Here is a 19112-nt window from a genome sequence, read left to right as displayed (position 1 = left end):
AATATTATTTTTTAAAATAGGGGCGCACATCATGCGACTCCATGTATTCTTCGACAATACCGGTTTCATCTGCATCAACAAATTCCAAAATATCGGAATCACGAATCTGTTCCCATAGCTGATGGTTTTTCACATCACTATTTTCAGGTTCGCGGCCTAGAATATAAAACTGTCCTCTTTTGTTTTCTGCTAACTCAATCACCTTAGTCAATGCAACAAATCGAGTAACGTCATTTTCAAGAAAATAATGCTTCTTGGAGAAGTCTATAGTCTGACCCGCTACTGGCATACCATTTATACCAAGAAAATTCACTTCAATAGGTGCAAACAAATTTTCAAAATTACTCGAGTCCAACGTGATATCTAAATTAACGCGAGTATTTATTTTTGGATAAAGATTCTCCTTCACTTGTTCAACTATCATTTGAGATGTAGAATACTCAGCATCTTGTGCATAAGTGAAAATATACTTTTCAAATAGTCGTTTAAAGTTATTTTGTGTAAATTCTATATCGATAATTTTAGGCTCTGAAAATTGGACTAGATTGCTCGCATAATTTGACAAGTAACTAAGATAACCAAACTGAGTCCATTCAACATTCTTTTGAGAAATAGTGTTTATCTTCTCCAGACTAATATGGTGAATATCGTTCTCTAAGGATTTCAAATAGTTTTTAACCAAATTATACTTCTCAGAACTAAGCAAACTCTTAATGGCCAATAATTTTTCAGAAGAAAACTTAAACATACTTTCTGTACCATTAGACATTAACGTACCGATACTTATCCTTTCTTCCAAGGCCGTATTCAGTGTAATGGATAATATTGAATATATTGTTTTCATTTAATTGACGATAAAAGATTGAATAAACATTCTAAAATAATTGACGCAAGTTTCGTTCCAATCCTCTGTAAATACATTCTTACGAATCCTCTTTCTTAGGTCTTCCGTATTTAAATTCCAAGAATCCGGCACTAAAGCTATTATCTCATCCAACCTCTCTTTACATTCTGAGGTACAAAGGTAAAAATTTTGCACAAGATTTTCTACGATCGCTGGTAACTTGCGTTTTCCTCCAAAAAGAATTTTAGCCAACTCGGTCTTTATGATGGAATCATCCTCTGTTAATTCAGCTATTCCATAATCGAGAAAACTACTATTAAAAATATTGACATGGTCAATGGCGTACAGAAAGTTAAGTTTTTCAGATGACGCATGCAACAATAAATTAAAATTATTATGATTTCTATCCTCATTGGCTAGCCAAATATCGAATAATGCTATTTTTAAAAAATCTTCTTTATTGCCAAGTTTATCCATAAAACCTTTTTGTTTAAAGAGCGAGACTGTAGTAAGGTCAATCTCTTTGGAATCTTCTAGATATAATGAACCAAAACATTCCTTATTAAAAAAGTCATATTGTAATTGAGGAAATTTTTGAAGTGGGACATGATCTTGTTTCACTTGAATAAAGCATACTTCGGGGGTCATTAATTCCCAAATTTGGGCAAACTTTGCTGCTATAAGTTCATTGAAAAGATTAAGTGGTGACCTGTCATATTTACATACCCAATCACGAAAATCATCGCAGGTCACTAAAGCCGGACTGCTCCCCATAGTAGGAAATAATCTATGAATTTCTTCAATTGTTTGCAATGTTACCATGTTCTTTATTGATCGACCTATTTGAGATAAAGTTTTATATTATTTTAGGTTATCACACTTAATTAATCAATCTTTCAGATCAACATTAAAGTAATAATTGGCTCCCATAAATAGTGCCGCAAGATAACGTTTTAACTTTAACTTACCAAGATTCAACGTATTTTTCATTAACGGTTGGAAAAACTCTGTGAATAGCGAAAATATATGATCTTCCATAAGATATAGCCCTAAACAGACATACTTTTAATTGTTAGGCAGGCAATACCGTTTCCCCCTCTAATCTTATTGATCATACAATAACAATCAATTTGCACTATTACACCACCAATGTAACAGTGCAAGTTGATTGTTAATAAATTAAACGCTAACAGCAAATGTAGTGTTACTAAAGTATGGAATGTTGCAAAAGAAGTAAAACGATACTATCGTGGTGCTATAAAAAAAGATAGGAGAAAATAGTTCTTTACAGAGCTTATCTTCCAAAAAAAACTGGATAATTGCATCAAAATTGGCGAAGAACCATTCTGATTTACCGATTACACCTGGCCTTTAAACTAAACTTAAACATATGATTCACTAGTGGTTTGTAGTCTGCCTGAACTGACAAACCACTAGTTATTAGATACTATTAATACGAATTGATTGATTTGGATACTTTCCAGTCATTGCCCACACGCTCCAAGGTAACTAAATCTGTTTTTGTGAAGGTCTCAAATTTCAAAGTCACTTTAGCGACCATATAGTCTGCCGATTCCTCGATGATGTCTGTGCTTACTGCACAGTTTAGCTTTTCGCCTTTTTGTTTTTTCAATAGTTTAACCACTTCGCTACGGCTGTTAGACTGCGCATTTGTAGCTTGGATCTTTTGATTAAAATCATCAGCGAATAACTGCTCTACGCCTGCTGATTCGCCTGCAGTCATTACCGCAACATAGTGCTCTAAAGCGAAGTCTGCTGTAGAAAGGTTAATGTTAGCTTTTGTTGCTTTTGCTCCAGGTCCTTCAGCTGCCATAGCGAAAGTAGATACTGCGATTAAAGCTGCTGCTGCGAATGTTTTTACTAGCGTTTTCATAATGTCTTTTTTTTATTGTGTTAGTTCTGTTGTTCTTATTTGTTGACTCAAAACTACAACACATTAGGCCCCCAGCCTATTGACTTTAGACCAACAATCGGGAAAACTCGGTGAATGGCGGGAATAGGGAGGTCAAAATCAAGAAATTTGTTCCAACAAGAAGAAAATCAAATCGATATGAAAGCAAAACGACTCTTTAGGCAAATAGGAATATTTTCCGCTTTATTAATCCTAATAGTAACGCATTGCTATGCAACAAACCAAAAACCAAAAATTCTATTTGTAATGACTAGTCACGATACAAAAGGCAATACAGGCGAAAAAACAGGTTATTATCTCGGGGAAGTCTCGCATCCATGGGAGGTTTTAACAGCTGCCGGATATGAGATTGATTTCGTTAGCCCACAGGGTGAAAATCCACCTGTGGTTGGATTTGACCTAAATGATCCCGTTAACAAAAAATTCTGGGAGGATAAATACTATCACAGTAAAATCACCCATTCACTCAAACCTTCTCAGGTAAAACCTGAAGAATATAAAGCTATCTTTTATGCCGGAGGAAATGGTGCGATGTGGGATCTTCCTTTCGATTCATCAATCGCAAAGATTGCCAGCAAGATATACAGATATACGAGGCAAATGGGCTTGTCGCAGCTGTATGTCATGGACCTGCAGGCTTAACCAACATCAAACTGAGCACCGGCGAATATTTGATAAAAGGGAAAAAAGTCAATGGCTTTAGCAATGAGGAGGAAGAGCTTGTAAAGCTCAGCAATGTCGTCCCCTTTTTACTAGAGGATAAGCTAAAGGCAATAGGTGGGATTTATGAAAAATCCGAACCATGGCAGTCGCATGTTACTATTGACGGCAGATTGATCACCGGCCAGAAACCTCAATCAGCCAAGGCCGTGGGCGTGGCTATCGTCAAGGCATTAGGTAAATAAGCTATCCAAAAAAAGCCACATCTCACGACGTGGCTTCTAAACTAAACTTAAAACATATGAAAACTATAGTGTCTTCTACGGTCAAACCTACCCTTTTAGATAAGCTATGGACATATAGCAAGAATAATTTGTATAACTACTGCGAAAAAAACTCGGTAAATTCATTTTGAACTAAAAAGCCATAGTTATCCTCCGCTTTAATCCGGATCACTTTTATGCTATCACCATTTACGTTTTGCAACGGAAATTCCCAAAGATGACCAGAGGCCCGCTTTCGTAAAGGATTCGCCGTGCTACCTAAAGTGGGATAGATTTTTTGATTATTTTTTTCGATGATATCGGATACAAAGGGATCTACACTTTTACTTTTCCGCATCCTGACCCATTCTCCATCATTTATCTGTACCATGACATTCGTACTGTCTGCCGCTCCAAAAACATTTGCTAGCAATACGCCCGCTCTAACAGCAATATGCATTTGTTTTTTAGCATCCTGATCTACGGCTTTGAACTGAAACGAATAGCTATTGTTTTTAATATTGATCACAAAATACCCCCTTGGGCTACCGCACAGCATCCTGGCATCCGGAACTCCTTTGGCATCCTTCTCACCACGCCACCAGTTACCACAGGTTGCACCAGCACCCAATTCCTGTATCGCTTTATTTTTAAAGAAATAACGATCCACCTGATGGGTATGTCCAGACAAAATCAATACATTTTTATAATCAGCCAACAGTTGAAGTACCTCCGTCCTATTTCGTGTAAAAGCCATAGGAATATGCTGACTAAGCACTACTAAAGCATCTTTTGGAATATAGGAAAGATCATTTTTCAAAAATGTCAACTGCTCATCAGCTAATCTTCCTTCATAAGAATTTTTGCCTGTAGCAAACACATTGTTTAACACGATAAAATGTACATTACCATAATTGAAAGCATAATTATCAGCTCCAAAAACAGCATTGAAACGGTCGTTCATATAATCCGGATTGACAACGTTCCGATCATGGTTGCCGACCATTGTGTAGGATGACATCGGCAGCGCATCGATCATTTTCCCCACCTCAGGCAAAATCTCCATATTATTGTTGACTAAATCTCCCAGAACAAGATTAAAATCAATATCCTTCCTTTCTATAAGTTCGGAAAATATACTTTTGGCCGCAAATTCCAATTCCTCCTGATCGCTCACCTGCACATCTCCAATGGCGGCAATATTGAATTCGAGAGGGATATTTTTCCTCTTTCTTAATGGTATATCAAACACCAAAGTATCGGAAATAGTATGATTAGGATTGAGGTAATATGCATTTGCATTTCCTATTTTATTTTCCTTTGCCCATACATATTCAGATGGAGTGATAGAAAAAATGGATTGACCAATCTTAGCTTCAAAGCTATATGCTCCGGTTTTATCGGTGCTTATCACATCAATACCATTTGATACCCGAATTTTAGAAAGCCTTTTCTCTCCTTTATCCAAAAGGCCATTGTTATTTTTGTCTTCAAAAGCATGTCCTTCAATCAAGACTTTCTTAGCTACTGCTACTTGGGCTGTGACCTTTATTACAAAAAGTAATCCCAAGATCCAGATAATGCTTATTTTTTTAATCATATTGTTCATTGCTGATAGCTAAGTCACGGTCAGATAATTTTATACATCCGACCGTGACCTGAACTATGTTATAATCCGGGAATATCGTATTTGAAAAGGGCAGCTTTGCTGTTTATCACTGTGATCAAATAAGGTATTCCTTGATCACTTATCTGCATCACAAATTTATTTCCATTTTCTGGTGAAACCTGCACTGCAGTATTCCAGTTTCCTGTAGCTTCATTGTAGGTGCAGACCTTTATTCCATTGATTGCGTCTCCGTATGCCAAGAAAATCCGACCGTCGGGGTGTATACGGATCGCCACATTGTCGCGGTTTGCGGAGCTACTGGTCGTTTGGCTGATACCGTCACCCAACTGTTTCCAACTGCTCCCATTCCAATGCATAACAAATGTTTTATAAGCCGGTGAATTGGACTGGTAAACCATATAAATTTGACCGTCTTCTTTTACGTCAAGATCAATATTGATACCTCCTGAATTTGACTCTGCAGGTCCTACATTAACATTCCCGACCAAATTCCATGCACCATTTTCAAACCTATATACAGAAGGTTTACGGCTTGCTGTACCGTTTGTTAAATCCATGACGGCATAATACAATTTATTATCCCGTCCTTTAAACATTTTTGAAAACCAGCCTGTAGTTGACTGTGCAAAGGACTGCCCCGTCCACTTTCCATTACGTAACGATTCAACATATGTACCACGGCTAGGGTAAGGAGAAGACGCACGTGAGAACACATATCCTAGATAAGGCACATTATTGTCATCCAACTTTAACGTTAAATAATTCACCCTGTTGAAAGATCCCTGCTGCTCGCCTACAAATGACCAGGTATTATTCTCATACTTCATTAATGATGCATATTGTGCATTAGCTCCTGCCGTATAATCTCTAAATGCAACATATGGAATCCCTTGTTTCGAAAAATCTAACGAAATGTAATCGGCTCTTGTTGGCGTAAAGCCAGATTCATTCCCTAAAGTCTCCCACTGTTTGCTTTCACTATTGAACGCGGTAATAAGCCCTTTTCGTAAATCATCTGTACTGCCGGAAAATTGAACGGATACATACGGCTGATTATTTATTGGATTAATTTCAAGCCCTGCCTCCGCAACATTGTTGATTTGTAAAAAGTCTGGAAGCTGCATCGCTGTCCACACAGGTGCTGTCAGCCTGCCTACCTGAACAACAAAATTTTCAGATGTCCCGCTTTCCAAATCCTGCAATGTCAGGGTTTGGGGATTGGAATAATCTAAAATGGTTTCCTTGCTTTTGAAATCTGCACCATTGGACTTCAGTACTGTGCCTTCGTTGACAGTATATCGGGCAACCAACTTGGTGATATTGGCATCTACAGGTAGATCTACTTTGATATCAAGTTTGCTTATTGTAGCGGGATAATCGCGAAACAAATAATCTGGATTATCAGCTGCATAGAAACCAAAGGAAAGAATAGATCCCGACTTTTGTGCCGAAACGCTATATTCCGACATTCCGTTTGGTGTCACAAAACGGTAGACCGTTGCTTTGGAAAGATCGACGGCCGTAACCCCAGATTCTTGAATATTTTTCCCAACGTATGCAACCATTTTCTCCGACGTACCTTTAAAGGAAGGTACTGCTTTTGTAATATCGACAGAGTTGGGCACACGAATAGAAATATGCTGTCCTTCGATGGTACCATATACTGCATCTTTAAGGCCCGGATTGCTTGCTGGGTCAAAAGAAAAGGATTGCAACTGTACATTATCTGCAAGTAATGCATCCTGTTTGCATCCGAGAAGAAACTGACTAAAGATCATTGTGATCAATATTAAACAATAGTGTTTTTTCATCCCTATATTTTTATGATGATGAAGCTTAGGTCTTATCTTTATCAGACTTGTCTGAAATGTCGCTGACCATTTCATCTGTATGAATTATTTCTTTAAATTTTCGGGTAATAATACCGCTTTTACTTTGTAGGCTTTATTGAGCTTCTGTTTAGCATAATCTGCAATGTCTGCAGCTTTTATCTGATCAAGCATTTGCTTATAACTGGTAAAAAATGACCAGGTTCCAAAGCCATAATAAATATGGTTGCGCAGTTCTGCACTCCAAAATGTATCTTTTCCAAATTGTTTGTCGTATACCTGGTGCATTTGCACTTTAGCATTATTGAGTTCTTCAACAAAGTAAGACGGATCTTTTATGATTTTATCAAGCTCAATCTGAACTTGTCCGATCAAAAACTCTGCTCTTGAAGGTTCGCAGGTAAAATTAATACGTGTACGCATCAAATCGGTCGGTTCAGAAGTTGCACTGACACTAACGCCTACGCCATATACGCCTGACTGCTCTTCTCTCAAATTCTTTCGGAGTTTAACCTTGAGCACATTTTCCAAAAGTTCATTTTTTAGTATCTCAGGGTAATCATAATGTGTAGAAGTGGTCTGATAGAACAAGTTAACCGTGGCCTTTTCGGCCTGACCTGCATATTGGACAATTTCTTGATCTTGGCGTTGTTTATAAGCTGGGATCCGCTGCTCACTGCGGTAATATCCTGTGGGAAGTGCCGCTATATACTGTTCTACAAAAGCTTGAATACTATCTATATCAAAATCACCGACGAGCACAAAATCAAAATCTTTAGCTGAATGGAAACGTTCTTTGAATACTGGTACAATACGATCGATCTGTAGATCCTTTTCAATGCGTTCGACCGAAAGTGTATTTTCATCCAAATCGTCCGCCCCTATAGCTTTATTGATCGCTTGATTATAGGCATCCATCACATTGAATTTTTTATTCCTGGCGGCATCTAACCCTTGCTTTTTGATGCTTCCAAAAATTTTCTCATCGACACGAGGCTGAGTCCATTTGAGGTAAATCAGCTCAAACATAGACTTGATATCCTTTTGATTAGCTGAAGCCGACAGTCCCTCTCGATTTGGCGCTATCATAAACGTGGCCGACGCTGAGTTTCCATTTAAAAATTTTGTTAATGCCGCCCGCGTAAATGCCCCCGCACCACTGGCTCCAATTATATTTTTGGCATACACAGCGTTGACATAATCGGAGCTGTCCATAGCAATAAAACCGCCTTTTCTAAAGGCTGTTAGTTGAATATGATTTTTTCTACTATCATTTTTCTTCAGAAAAAATCTGGCGCCATTGGAAAGTTGCCATTCGGTCACACCGACCTCGTTGATCAGTTTCTTTTGTATCACTTTACCGGATATAGGCAGATCGCTCAACAATTGCTGGGGTATTTCAATATGATCTGTCCATTTCTTCAAATCTGCCTGGGCGGACTCTGCGAACAACTGGCGCAAAACACTTTCGTTGGGCACCTCTGCCATGAGGCGTTCAGGAGCGGTTAGCATCACAGCTGTATTTCCTGGCTTAAAATAACCTTGGAGATGATGCAGGAGATTTAAAGAATCGAGTCGATCTAGATCACGTAATATCTGCCCATTACGGGCTTCCTTATCCATTAATATTTGGCCAGTAAAAAAGACATCTTTTAATTGGCTCAACATCATATTGGCATTCAGTTCTTTGTTCTCTGGCGCGCGTTGAAGCTGTCTTTTGTATTGCTCTCTATAATCAGACAGTTCCGAAGAGGTAAATCCGTAGCGCAAAATACGTTCGCGTTCTTTCAAATATTTAGAAATTCCAGATTTGATCTGCCCCTCGTACAAGGTAGCTCCACCAACAGAAAGTCCATTGTTCAATAAAAGATCAGAGACCGACATGGAAGCACTTTTGTAACTGTCGTCTAACTGGGCAATTCGATCAAATCTTTTCTTTAAAAGTGCATTTACTGTACTACGTTTTAAATTTTCAAAAAAATCGGCTTCGGTCTTAACAGCTTTGCTGGCTGGCAAAATCCCAATATAACTAAAGTCAATACTATTGGCCTCTTTATCGGTATAGATATTAAAAAGTGTATCTGTATGATTTGCGAGGCTGTATGAAATGCGCTTTGCCTCTGGTTTTCTATTTTTAGCTTTTCCAAAAAGCTTTTTGATCATCTTTTCAACTGCTTTTGGATCTTGGTTTGTTACGACAGCCAACCCCATTAAGTTTGGCCTATACCATTTTTGATAAAAATCTACCAGTGTCGGTCGACGAAAATTACGCAAAATATCCAGCGTACCAATCGGTTTACGGATGCCGTAACGGGAATGAGAAAAAATCAAAGGTAGGGTCTGATCGCTTAGGCGGGCAGAAAGGCCTTCCTTGGTCCGCCATTCTTCTATAATGATGCCGCGTTCCTTTTCGATTTCCAAAGAATCGAAACTAAGATTGAATGCCCAGTCACTAACGATATCAAGAGCTTTCTCTAAGTTTTCCTTCGACTTGCTATCGATCGTAATTTTATAAACCGTTTCATCATAGGAGGTGTGTGCATTTAAATCAGCTCCGAATTTTACGCCCAAAGACTCCAAGTAGGTGATCACTTCATTTTTGGGGTAGTGCTTGCTGCCATTAAAAGCCATGTGTTCTACAAAATGCGCTAATCCCAACTGGTCGTCCTCCTCCTGTAGACTGCCGGCATTGACAAAAAGCTGTATAGCAGTCTGCTGATTATTCGTATTATTAGGATAAATAAAATACTGAAAACCGTTTTTTAATTTTCCGCGCACCAGTTTTGGATCCTGTTTAAGGTCCTGAGCTTTCAGCTGTATGAATGATACAAGAAGAACACTAAATATCCCTATTGTTTTTTTCAGAATATCCATATGTTCTATATTTTAGTAATTTTCAGACTAGATTGTTTATGATCAGGGCCGGGTAGCCCAAGTGTAATATTCTTATCACTTCTGAGCAGACGAATAGTCAACGTATTGTCTTTACCTTCTTCTATCGGATGATTAATCCAGCGTATTTTTATAGGCATTTCTACGACACCTGGCTTAAACAGAAGCGACGAACCTGTATTAACAACTTCGAAATCTACGCCAGCTTTAAGCCCTTCGCCTGCTACCACTTCATAATCCAATTCTATGGCTTCAAACTGTGTTTTTGTACTGAAATAAACTTTATAGTCAACCGACTCATTTCTGTTGGCCTGCACCGTTATTTCCGAAACGTTATTTTGGTGGATATAGAAAAAAGGATGATCATATGGAGTTTCCAATTCTTTATTACAAGCTAAAAATAGCAGGGAGATGAAACTCATTAAAAATAGGATATTTTTCATTTTTATTTATTTACAGTGGGATTGGGAGTAATGGATTTATTGGCATCTAATTCTGATTTGGGAATAGGAAGAATAAACAAATCATTTGGATATTTTATCAAACAGTTTGCCGAGTTACATCCAGCCCCACGATCCAATGATTCTCTATAACGCATGATATCGTAGATACGTTGGCCTTCAAAAGCCAATTCCTTGCGTCTTTCCAATTTTATTAATTCCAATAATTCATTCGGAGTACTATATTCGACAATAATGTCTGCAGTATTTTTACCTAGCGCCCTCGCTCTAATGGTTTTTAAGTCTTCAATAGCTAAATTGTATTGTTGGGTATGAAAATATGCTTCCGCTCTATTTAAATAGAGTTCGGCAGAACGGATCACTTTAAAGTTGACCGGCCAATTCAGATCACTTGTTGTTGAATACTTCCCATTCTTAAGAGACATATACCTCTCTGGGCTTGACTGTAGTTCAAACATTGATTTACGGATGTCATCTGTGGCTAATAAATCTAAAAAATTATCCGAAGGATAGGCTAAAAACGCAACTCTATCGGAATAGAAACTTGACATAAAATTTGAAGATCTAATATTCAGATTTAGTTGCCAGATCACTTCAGATTTAATACTGTTAAAATCTGAAAACTGACTATCCGAAATGAACATATTTTTATAATCTTCGGCATTCACCAATTTGTACTTTCCATCGTTCAGGATTAACGATGAGTACTTAATCACATCTTCATAACGTCCCATGTATAGATATATCCTGGACAAAAGAGCCCTTGAGGCATCTGCTGAAGCATATATCTTAGTCTTTGCTGTGGAATTTTCCAAAAAGGTAATTCCTTGTTCTAAATCAGCTATGATTTGCGCATAGGTATCTTTCATACTTGCCCTAGGCACGCGCTCACTCGGTAATGGTGTTACTGTAGGAATAGGAATTCCCGGATGACTTCCATCCGCTGTATACGTATAATGCTGTGCATAAACATTTGCCAACGCAAAAAATAGTAGTCCGCGCAAAACATGGCTCTGCCCCATATAGCTATTAAAATCGTCAGACCTGCCATTTAGTGACTTACGTACCGTTTCAGCAGAGTTAATAATATTATTGATATTATTAATCGCCTCATAGCCTGTTGACCAAATGGCTAAAGTCCCACCAGTTCCATCTTCTTCATCAAAAGTATAGTTATAGTCCGTTAACATATAATTTTGCGTACCATTTGTGATGCGCTGTACATCATCGCCTCTTAAATCGCCATATATCCCATATTGTGACTGAAAAAAACGTGAGGTCAGGTTATAACTACCGACAAGTGCATCCCGCATACCATTCAGATCAGAAAATAGTTGCTCTTTGCCGAGTTGCCCTATGGGTTCAACCTCCAAAAATGATTTACCGCAACTCGCAAGCGTCAATGATAATGCAATTACTGTATATTTAAATAATTTCATATTAAATTCTGATTAAAAACCAATATTGATACCCAATGAATAATTAAGCACGCGACTAGATTCTGAAAGCATATTTGCATAGGTATTGTCAACTACGCTTCCACTTGTTACGCCAAACTGTTTAGCTAAGGATTCATAATTTTTTATTGATCCTTTTTTAGATGAATATGGAGTCCACATCGCAATATTACTTGCCATAGCGGTAACTGAAATATGATCTAATTTTAATTTGCGAATTAGACCGCTATTAAAAGTATATCCCAAACTGATATTATCTAACTTAAGATATGTTTTGTCCAATAAAAAACGGGTGGAGTTCATAATAGATGAGGTTGTTGTATTTGAAAGTCGTGGAGAAGTAGCCAGTTGGCCCGGAAAATACCAAGAATTCAGCATATCAATGGATTGATTGCCACTCAAAATATTAAGACCATCCAATCCATTATTTCTAGTTGCCTGATCAAAATAATAGCCCCCTTTTGAATATTTGAAGAAAATTGAAAAATTCCAGTTTTTGTAATTAATATAATTCGTTAGTCCTCCATAATATTGCGGTGTTGAATTCCCAACAAGTACACGATTTTCTGTATTATACACTTTAGTCACATTGCCGTCCAAATCATACCACATCGGGTCTCCTGTAGAAGGATCCACACCTGCCCAACGCACAAGATAGTAAGAGCGGGAATTATATCCTTTTCTCATGATCGTATTGCCCGAAACACGGTCAATATCTTCATTTAACTGCAACACTTTATTTCTATTTGACGATAAAATAAAAGTGGCATTCCAGTTAAAGTTTTCCTTTTGTAGTATTGCTCCATTAACACTCAGCTCTAAACCTGTATTTTGCATTTTGCCGACGTTCTGATAAGTACGTCTAAATCCAGTAACCATAGATACGTAGGCATCATCAATCATATCGTGGGTAACATTTCGATAGTATTCGGCAGCCACATTAAACCGACCAAACAATCTAAAATCTATCCCTGTATTGAGCATTTTTGTTGTTTCCCATTTCAGTCCATCATTCACACCTCTCGACATCGTCGTTCCAGAATTCCCTCCATAGCTATAATTGGAATCGTATTTATAAATGCCACTAGCATAAGCTGAATTAAATCGAGAGTTACCATTATTCCCATAGGACACCTTAAATTTCAAGAAATCTAAGATCTTATTTTTGGGCCAAAAATCTTCATTACTAACAGTCCAGGCCGCACCGACAGAACTAAAGGTTCCCCATTTTACATCTTTACCAAAATTGGAACTGCCATCTTTTCGATAGGTATAGTTTATTGCATAACGTTTATCATATACGTAGCCGGCACGCCCAAAATAGGAAAGTAACGTTTGTTTATCGCGACTCGTTGTCCCAAGACGATTATCTGTGGATACAAAGCCGACTTCTCGGATATAATCATTTGGAAAATTAGTTCCCGTGGCAGAAACAGATCTACGTTCTTCTTTTCGTGCTTCGGTTCCCAGTACAACATCAAAGTCACCTTTAAAAATAGTACGTTTAAATGCTAGGGTATTTGTACTGATTAAGTTTAAAACCTGTGATTGTCCTCGGTAGGCCTCACCGTTGCTGGAAGAGCCCGTATAATTATACATCGAAAAGTACTGATCTTCATTGGCGCTGGTAAAATCTGCACCATTGAGGTTTGTAAAGACTAATCCATCCCATAATTGATAAGTAAATCCTAAGGTTCCCAAAACATGTGCGGTTGCTTGTTTTTGTTCATTTTGATCGATCAAACCCGGCATACCCTGCAAAAGCCCGCCATTTGGATCGCGCTCAATATACTCACCATTTGGACCAAATGGGCTAATCAATGGGCTGTACTGAAAATAAGCATTGCCCGGATTGAACATATCATCTTTAGAATAAGAAGCAGCAAGTGTGCTGTTCAAAACCAAGCGTTTGCCGACATTCCCGCTTACGTTTGAACGCACATCATAACGTTTTGTAGAATTACCGATAATCGTCTGTTTTTCATCATAGATATTGGCTGAGAGGAAATAATGAACAGCATCTGTTGAACCCGACAGTCCTAAGCTGTGGAGATTAGTAAAACCAGTACGATTATAAACATCTGCCCAACGCGTATCCTGTGTGGTATCAATTTTCCCCAACTGATCAACCATACCCATGTCTTTCACCAAGTTTAAATATTGGCGACCATTCAGTTGGTTGAGATGACTTGACGGCCGTCTATTTATCCCTGTCCGAAATGAATAAGAAAGTTTTGGGGCTCCTTTTCCTCGTTTGGTTGTTATCAGGATAACACCATTGGATCCATTTGCGCCATAAATTGTCGTTGCACTGGCATCCTTAAGTACGGTGACACTTTCAATATCATTCGGATTTATATATGTCAATGGACTGATCGAATTTTGCATCCCAGGAATTGAATTAGTCGTTCCGCCAGTATACAAAGGCACACCATCCACGACCCATAACGGCTCATTTGATGTTATACCGCCAACGGTAGATGCTTCGCCACGTATTCTAGTGCTATAGCGTGATCTTGCAGAACTATTTGTACCCCCATCTTGTGAATTAAATTCGACCCCAGGAACGACACCTTCCAGTAAAGCATCTAATCGGAGCGCAGGCCTATTATCCAGGTCCTTTCTTGTAATTGTAAAAGCCGATCCTGTTTGGTTCTCTCTCGCTTCTTTGGTACCATATGCTGTTACAATTACTTCATCTAGATAATCCATACTTTTTTGGAGCACGATAGCTAGGTTTTTTCTGATATCTTTAGCAGGAATTTCTCTGGATTTATAACCGATGTAACTGACCACAATAGTCGCCTCCATAGGTACTTCCAAACTAAATTCGCCGATATTATTAGTACTGGTAACTTTATTAGTTCCTTTGATCGCGACACTGACACCAGCTTGATATGAAGGAGATTTACCATCCTGATCATCGATGGACACACGTCCTTTCAACAAGATTGTTCCCTCCTTTTCTTTGATCCGAGTTAACGTAATAGTTTTATTAACAATCTTATATTCAACATTAAGCTCTTTGGATAATTTCGACAATGCAGCTTGAATTCCGTCTTCATCAAGTGAAATCTGAATCATAGCAGTATTTTCTACAATACCTGCGTCATAAACAAAAGAATAACCTGACTGCTCTTCTATCTGCTTTAGCACTGTTTTAAGTGGCTTTTTAGTTGTATCAATATGAATTCGCTGTGCGAAACTTTGCTGTATGCTACAAGACAATAGCCCAATTGTCATTAAGGTGGTTAGTTTAACCGAAAGCAATTCCGGATTTAAAAAAGCCGGGCTTCGTTTAAATAATTTTTCATTCATTGTATTAAGGTTAATTATTTGCGAAATTCACATAGAGGACCTTGCCTTTCATCTGAAAATTCCCATTCGTTAAGTTTTTCATAATCTCAAGCACATCTGAGGTTTTTGTGCCATTTATTATTTTACCAGAGATATACTGATTAGGAACAGAAGACTGATAAGAGAGCTCAAAACCATACCACTGGCTAAGTTGATGAAGTACAGTCTTAATGGATTCATTATCAAATTCAAAATCTAGTTTACGCCATGCCTCTTTCTCTAGCTTCGCCATCCGTTGAAGAGACAAAGCTCCATCTTTGTTGACAGCTATATTATTGGGTTGCAATATGACATTTTGGTTCCCATTGCTTAGCTCAATTTTCCCCTCGTGTAGTGTGGTAATTGTTTTATCAAAACTAGGATAAGCTCTGACATTGAATTTTGTACCGAGAACTCTGATCTGCTGATCTGCTGTTTTTACGACAAAACTGCGTCCAGGTATTGTTACTACTTCAAAGTAAGCCTCCCCTTCCAATGAAATTGTCCTTTGCGCCGCCTTGCCATAATCTGGGGACAAGACGATCTTCGATCCGGCATTCAAAGACACTTTAGTGCCATCGGGGAGAATAACTTTGGTAAACTCTCCTGCAGCTGTTGCCAAGGTTCTTAAATTATGATGTTCTTTGAGATCTACATATCTTGTCGAATCTAAAAAATCATGTAAACTGCTATTAATTTCTTCAGTTTGGCCTGAAGTATCTGTGATCCATGCCGCCGATCTAAAAACTTCATTATTATTTTCCTTTTGCTGAATTGACCAGATCCAGACTGCAGCTGCAGAGAGCAGCAGTAGTGCAGCTGCAACTCGCCATACCCATTGCAACCTGGATATTTTGGCGGGAGCAATACGTCGGTTAATCTCTGCCCAGTTTTTATCTTTAAATTCGACAGTCGAGAGATTACTATCGAGTATTGTTTCACTATCGTCAAAACTATTGTACCAAAGCTGGAATTGTAGAATATCTTCCTCAGAGGCTATTCCCTGGTTAATACGGGAAATGATTTCTTTAATTTCTTGTTGCGTCTTCATATGATTAACACTTGTGGTCTATATAGAAGTACCATAAGTGCTGAGCAACGCACGCTAAAAAATTAAAAAAATAACAAAGATTTTAAATTATTTATAAAAATCCTTAAATGTTTTAGGCTTTTGCTGATTTGATTTTCAACAGTTCGATGGGAGATATTTAGTTTTTCAGCGATTTCTCTACTGTCCAAATTATCTATACGGGAATAATTAAAGATAATCTTTGTTTTCTCCGGCAGGCGCTCTACCTCTTGGAAAATAAGTTGCTGAAGTTCTTTGGTGTATAATGCATCGTCCAGGCCAAGCTCTCCCACACGATCCAATAATCCATAGGAATTAGGATCAACAAAATCGATTCTTGAAGATCTATTTAGATATTTAATTATAGAAAACTTGGCTGCCTGAAATAAATAAGCTTCAAGATTTTGAACCTCTTCGAGTTTGGGATTATTCCAAAGTGAAATAAAAATATCCTGTAAAAGATCTTCCGCAATATCTTTCTGTGGGAGCCGGTTATTACAAATCACAAATATTTTGTCCCAATACCTTTCATAGATTATCCTAAATGCTTCTTGGTCTCCAGCCCGTATTAACTTTTGTAAAGTTAAATTTTCGAGTGAACTATAGTTGTTTTTCATTTTTCGCCTCGTTTTATCTCATTACGGCAAAACAGTTCGATGTGAGACACCAAAACTACAACAATAATTAAAAGAAAACAAGATAGTTAGCAAGACAAAACAGGTCAATCTTATAAAACTATTTCAAATGGAGTATTGTTCTTACCATACAAAACGGCTACAAGCTGCCTTTCGAAAGAAAGGTTCAACATAAAAATTGGCGTCGTACGGTGAAATCCAATTGTCTTTAAAAACATTGGATGACGAAACAAAAAAGAGGAAACGATAGGAAACATAAAAATTACTGTACAAGTAAACGCTAAGAGAAAGGGTCTGATGAGAATCTGGCCCTTTTGACGTAAAAAAGCCATATCTCTCCTATTCAGCTTGACTTTAAGAATATAGGACAGCTTTTAGATTTTTGTAAGCGGTCACGTGTTTATTCTCTGACATTTTATTTAAATTGATTAATCTCCATTTCACTGAAGGAAGTTCCGAGACTAAAGCTGCGTCCAATCCTAAGAGTGCCCAATCAGGTGTCTTATTTTTGACAGAGAGTAAAAATTTACGTTCACTATCAGTCATCTCCTTGTTGATATCTGCAATCAGTTTCTTCCGTACAGAAAGTAGCTCCTCTAAAGAAACTTCATTCTCTGCCATTTGCGCAAACTCCATTTCATATATACCTGAGATATCTTTTCGGTTTGGATTAAGCAGTTCTGCCATCGGTCGAAAATGACTTATTAAAAATACAAGAAATGTTTTTCGTAATTCTTCCGTTAATCCTTCATTTTCGTATAACTGTTTTACATCAAACAAATCACGGGGATGTTGACGATCTAGGGCAGCGCAAAGTTTACCAGCATACAGATCTGGGTGTGATGCAACTAGCATTTCAGCATAACCAAATTCTTTTTCAACCTGCGGTCGCACTTCCATTCTGACAGCTGGGAAAAGGCTTCCACGTATAACAGGAGATAGTTCTATTTTAACACGAACATCATTAAGTGAAACTATTATTCGTAAAGAATTATCCTGTTGTAGTGTTGTATTTTGAACTTGGGCACCTGCAATCGATTTCTTTATGGAATCTGTTATTCTCGCTAATGCAGGTCTGATATTTTCAAGAGAGGCGTCGCGATCCTCCATTGGCAGATACAACAAATCGATGTCTACGGAAAGCCTTGGCAAATCTCTATATAAAACAAATTAATAGCCGTACCGCCTTTAAGTGCAAAACAGTCTTCTTTATCGATTATAGGTAACAATCGGATCAAAAAACGGACCTGCTCGGCATATTCTTCTTTCTTACTCATAAAAATCAGGAACAGTTATTTTATATTTCTTATTTAGTTTCCCACCTGTGACGATCACACGATTACCAGATCCAAAATCTATTTTCTCAGATTGAAGTTTTGTAAACCAGGTATGATTTTGACGCTCGGCAAGGTAAAAGAAAAGCCTGCGAACTTTGATATTTGTGCACAGTTCCAATAATCTTTGGAGTGTCCTAGGAGAAAGCGTATTTAATCCTTGCATTAATTCATCCGCATGTTCAAATGATATATTTTGGGGAACTTGATTCATCACTTCCAAAATAGCTCTTTCAGGAATGGATATACGTAAGCCTTCCTTTGTATTTTTCCAACTGAAAGCTCTAGTAAACTCAAGTAATGCTAGCGGCCTTTCATCTTCAAAACTATTACCAAATAAATAGCCAGAACTATGCTTAAGAAATTTGATCCCTGTTGTAAGGTTATTTATCCATATGGGAAGATTATCCCGGCCATATAAATGAATCAAGCGTTGATTAGACATCGGGAGATAATGGGTCAGTTTCTGAAGTTCTAAAGCCGATAGGCCTCCAATGGTTAGATCTGTATCTAGCTGTTTCTGCAGGAAATAGACAATATCCCCCCATTCCACTTCTGCCCCTTCACGTTTATATACTCCATTTTTCACAGTTTCCAATAGTCGACTCTTCAATAAATTATCGATCGCATGGCCTGTGAGATCATTCTGCTGTAGCCAAGATCTGGTAACCAAAGCTCCCTCCGGCACTAATTTTAACACATCTTTCCTTCTCTGAGAATACATCTTCATGTTTAAACTATTTAAATTTATCGGCGAAAAACGCCGATA

Annotated in this window: 17 protein-coding genes; 2 read left to right on the top strand and 15 right to left on the bottom strand. The window is 37.9% G+C overall.

Annotation, left to right across the window (positions count from 1 at the left end):
* Positions 1–4: 4 nt before the first annotated feature.
* The 4 genes from B3E92_RS19400 to B3E92_RS19385 all read right to left on the bottom strand — a co-directional run bounded on the left by B3E92_RS19400 (position 5) and on the right by B3E92_RS19385 (position 2738).
* A complete protein-coding gene (locus B3E92_RS19400) occupies positions 5–844 on the bottom strand; it encodes a hypothetical protein (RefSeq protein WP_070565761.1) in 840 nt (279 codons plus the stop codon).
* Positions 845–1666 carry a HipA family kinase gene (locus B3E92_RS19395; protein ID WP_070565763.1) on the bottom strand — a complete coding sequence of 274 codons (822 nt, stop codon included), beginning with the start codon at positions 1664–1666 and terminating at the stop codon, positions 845–847.
* A gap of 66 nt (positions 1667–1732) precedes the next feature.
* Complete coding sequence (locus B3E92_RS19390; RefSeq protein WP_175441986.1) at positions 1733–1882, bottom strand: hypothetical protein; 150 nt, start codon at positions 1880–1882, stop codon at positions 1733–1735.
* A gap of 412 nt (positions 1883–2294) precedes the next feature.
* Positions 2295–2738, bottom strand: a complete 444-nt coding sequence (locus B3E92_RS19385; RefSeq protein WP_286776788.1) for a nuclear transport factor 2 family protein — start codon at positions 2736–2738, stop codon at positions 2295–2297.
* A gap of 285 nt (positions 2739–3023) precedes the next feature.
* Here B3E92_RS19385 and B3E92_RS19380 point away from each other — a divergent pair, with 285 nt between their 5' ends.
* On the top strand, positions 3024–3419 hold the full coding sequence (locus B3E92_RS19380) for a hypothetical protein (protein ID WP_286710171.1): 396 nt from the start codon (positions 3024–3026) through the stop codon (positions 3417–3419).
* A gap of 29 nt (positions 3420–3448) precedes the next feature.
* Entirely contained in the window at positions 3449–3682 is a 234-nt protein-coding gene (locus tag B3E92_RS19375; protein WP_217493531.1) for a hypothetical protein, read from the top strand.
* 136 nt (positions 3683–3818) lie between these two features.
* Here B3E92_RS19375 and B3E92_RS19370 read toward each other — a convergent pair whose 3' ends face one another.
* The 11 genes from B3E92_RS19370 to B3E92_RS19320 form a co-directional block, all read right to left on the bottom strand.
* Entirely contained in the window at positions 3819–5300 is a 1482-nt protein-coding gene (locus B3E92_RS19370; protein ID WP_286897976.1) for a calcineurin-like phosphoesterase C-terminal domain-containing protein, read from the bottom strand.
* Between the two features lie 68 nt (positions 5301–5368).
* Positions 5369–7141, bottom strand: coding sequence for a hypothetical protein (locus B3E92_RS19365; RefSeq protein WP_070565775.1), 1773 nt, complete (start codon positions 7139–7141; stop codon positions 5369–5371).
* An 84-nt stretch (positions 7142–7225) separates the two neighbouring features.
* Entirely contained in the window at positions 7226–10033 is a 2808-nt protein-coding gene (locus B3E92_RS19360) for a M16 family metallopeptidase (RefSeq protein WP_070565767.1), read from the bottom strand.
* A 5-nt stretch (positions 10034–10038) separates the two neighbouring features.
* Positions 10039–10494, bottom strand: coding sequence for a hypothetical protein (locus B3E92_RS19355; protein ID WP_070565769.1), 456 nt, complete (start codon positions 10492–10494; stop codon positions 10039–10041).
* Between the two features lie 2 nt (positions 10495–10496).
* Complete coding sequence (locus B3E92_RS19350; protein WP_070565771.1) at positions 10497–11951, bottom strand: RagB/SusD family nutrient uptake outer membrane protein; 1455 nt, start codon at positions 11949–11951, stop codon at positions 10497–10499.
* 12 nt (positions 11952–11963) lie between these two features.
* Positions 11964–15287: a SusC/RagA family TonB-linked outer membrane protein gene (locus tag B3E92_RS19345; RefSeq protein WP_070565773.1), complete on the bottom strand. Its 3324-nt coding sequence runs from the start codon at positions 15285–15287 to the stop codon at positions 11964–11966.
* Positions 15288–15297: 10 nt separating this feature from the next.
* Positions 15298–16356: a FecR family protein gene (locus B3E92_RS19340; protein WP_286710169.1), complete on the bottom strand. Its 1059-nt coding sequence runs from the start codon at positions 16354–16356 to the stop codon at positions 15298–15300.
* 62 nt (positions 16357–16418) lie between these two features.
* Positions 16419–16991, bottom strand: a complete 573-nt coding sequence (locus tag B3E92_RS19335; protein WP_070570504.1) for an RNA polymerase sigma factor — start codon at positions 16989–16991, stop codon at positions 16419–16421.
* A 372-nt stretch (positions 16992–17363) separates the two neighbouring features.
* Positions 17364–18119 (bottom strand): nucleotidyl transferase AbiEii/AbiGii toxin family protein, encoded by a 756-nt coding sequence (locus B3E92_RS19330; protein WP_286897975.1) that lies wholly within the window; start codon positions 18117–18119, stop codon positions 17364–17366.
* A 23-nt stretch (positions 18120–18142) separates the two neighbouring features.
* The gene (locus B3E92_RS19325) at positions 18143–18286 is read right to left on the bottom strand and encodes a hypothetical protein (protein WP_286897974.1); all 144 of its coding nucleotides are present in this window, start codon (positions 18284–18286) and stop codon (positions 18143–18145) included.
* On the bottom strand, positions 18279–19112 hold an 834-nt coding region (locus tag B3E92_RS19320), incomplete at its 5' end, for a type IV toxin-antitoxin system AbiEi family antitoxin domain-containing protein (protein ID WP_349676670.1). The genes B3E92_RS19325 and B3E92_RS19320, both read right to left, overlap by 8 nt.

It is taken from the genome of Sphingobacterium sp. UBA6317 (genome assembly GCF_002440385.1).
In the GTDB taxonomy this organism is placed as follows: domain Bacteria; phylum Bacteroidota; class Bacteroidia; order Sphingobacteriales; family Sphingobacteriaceae; genus Sphingobacterium; species Sphingobacterium multivorum.
Note: the sequence above shows the minus strand (reverse complement) of the source record. Positions and strands in the feature narration are given on the sequence as shown.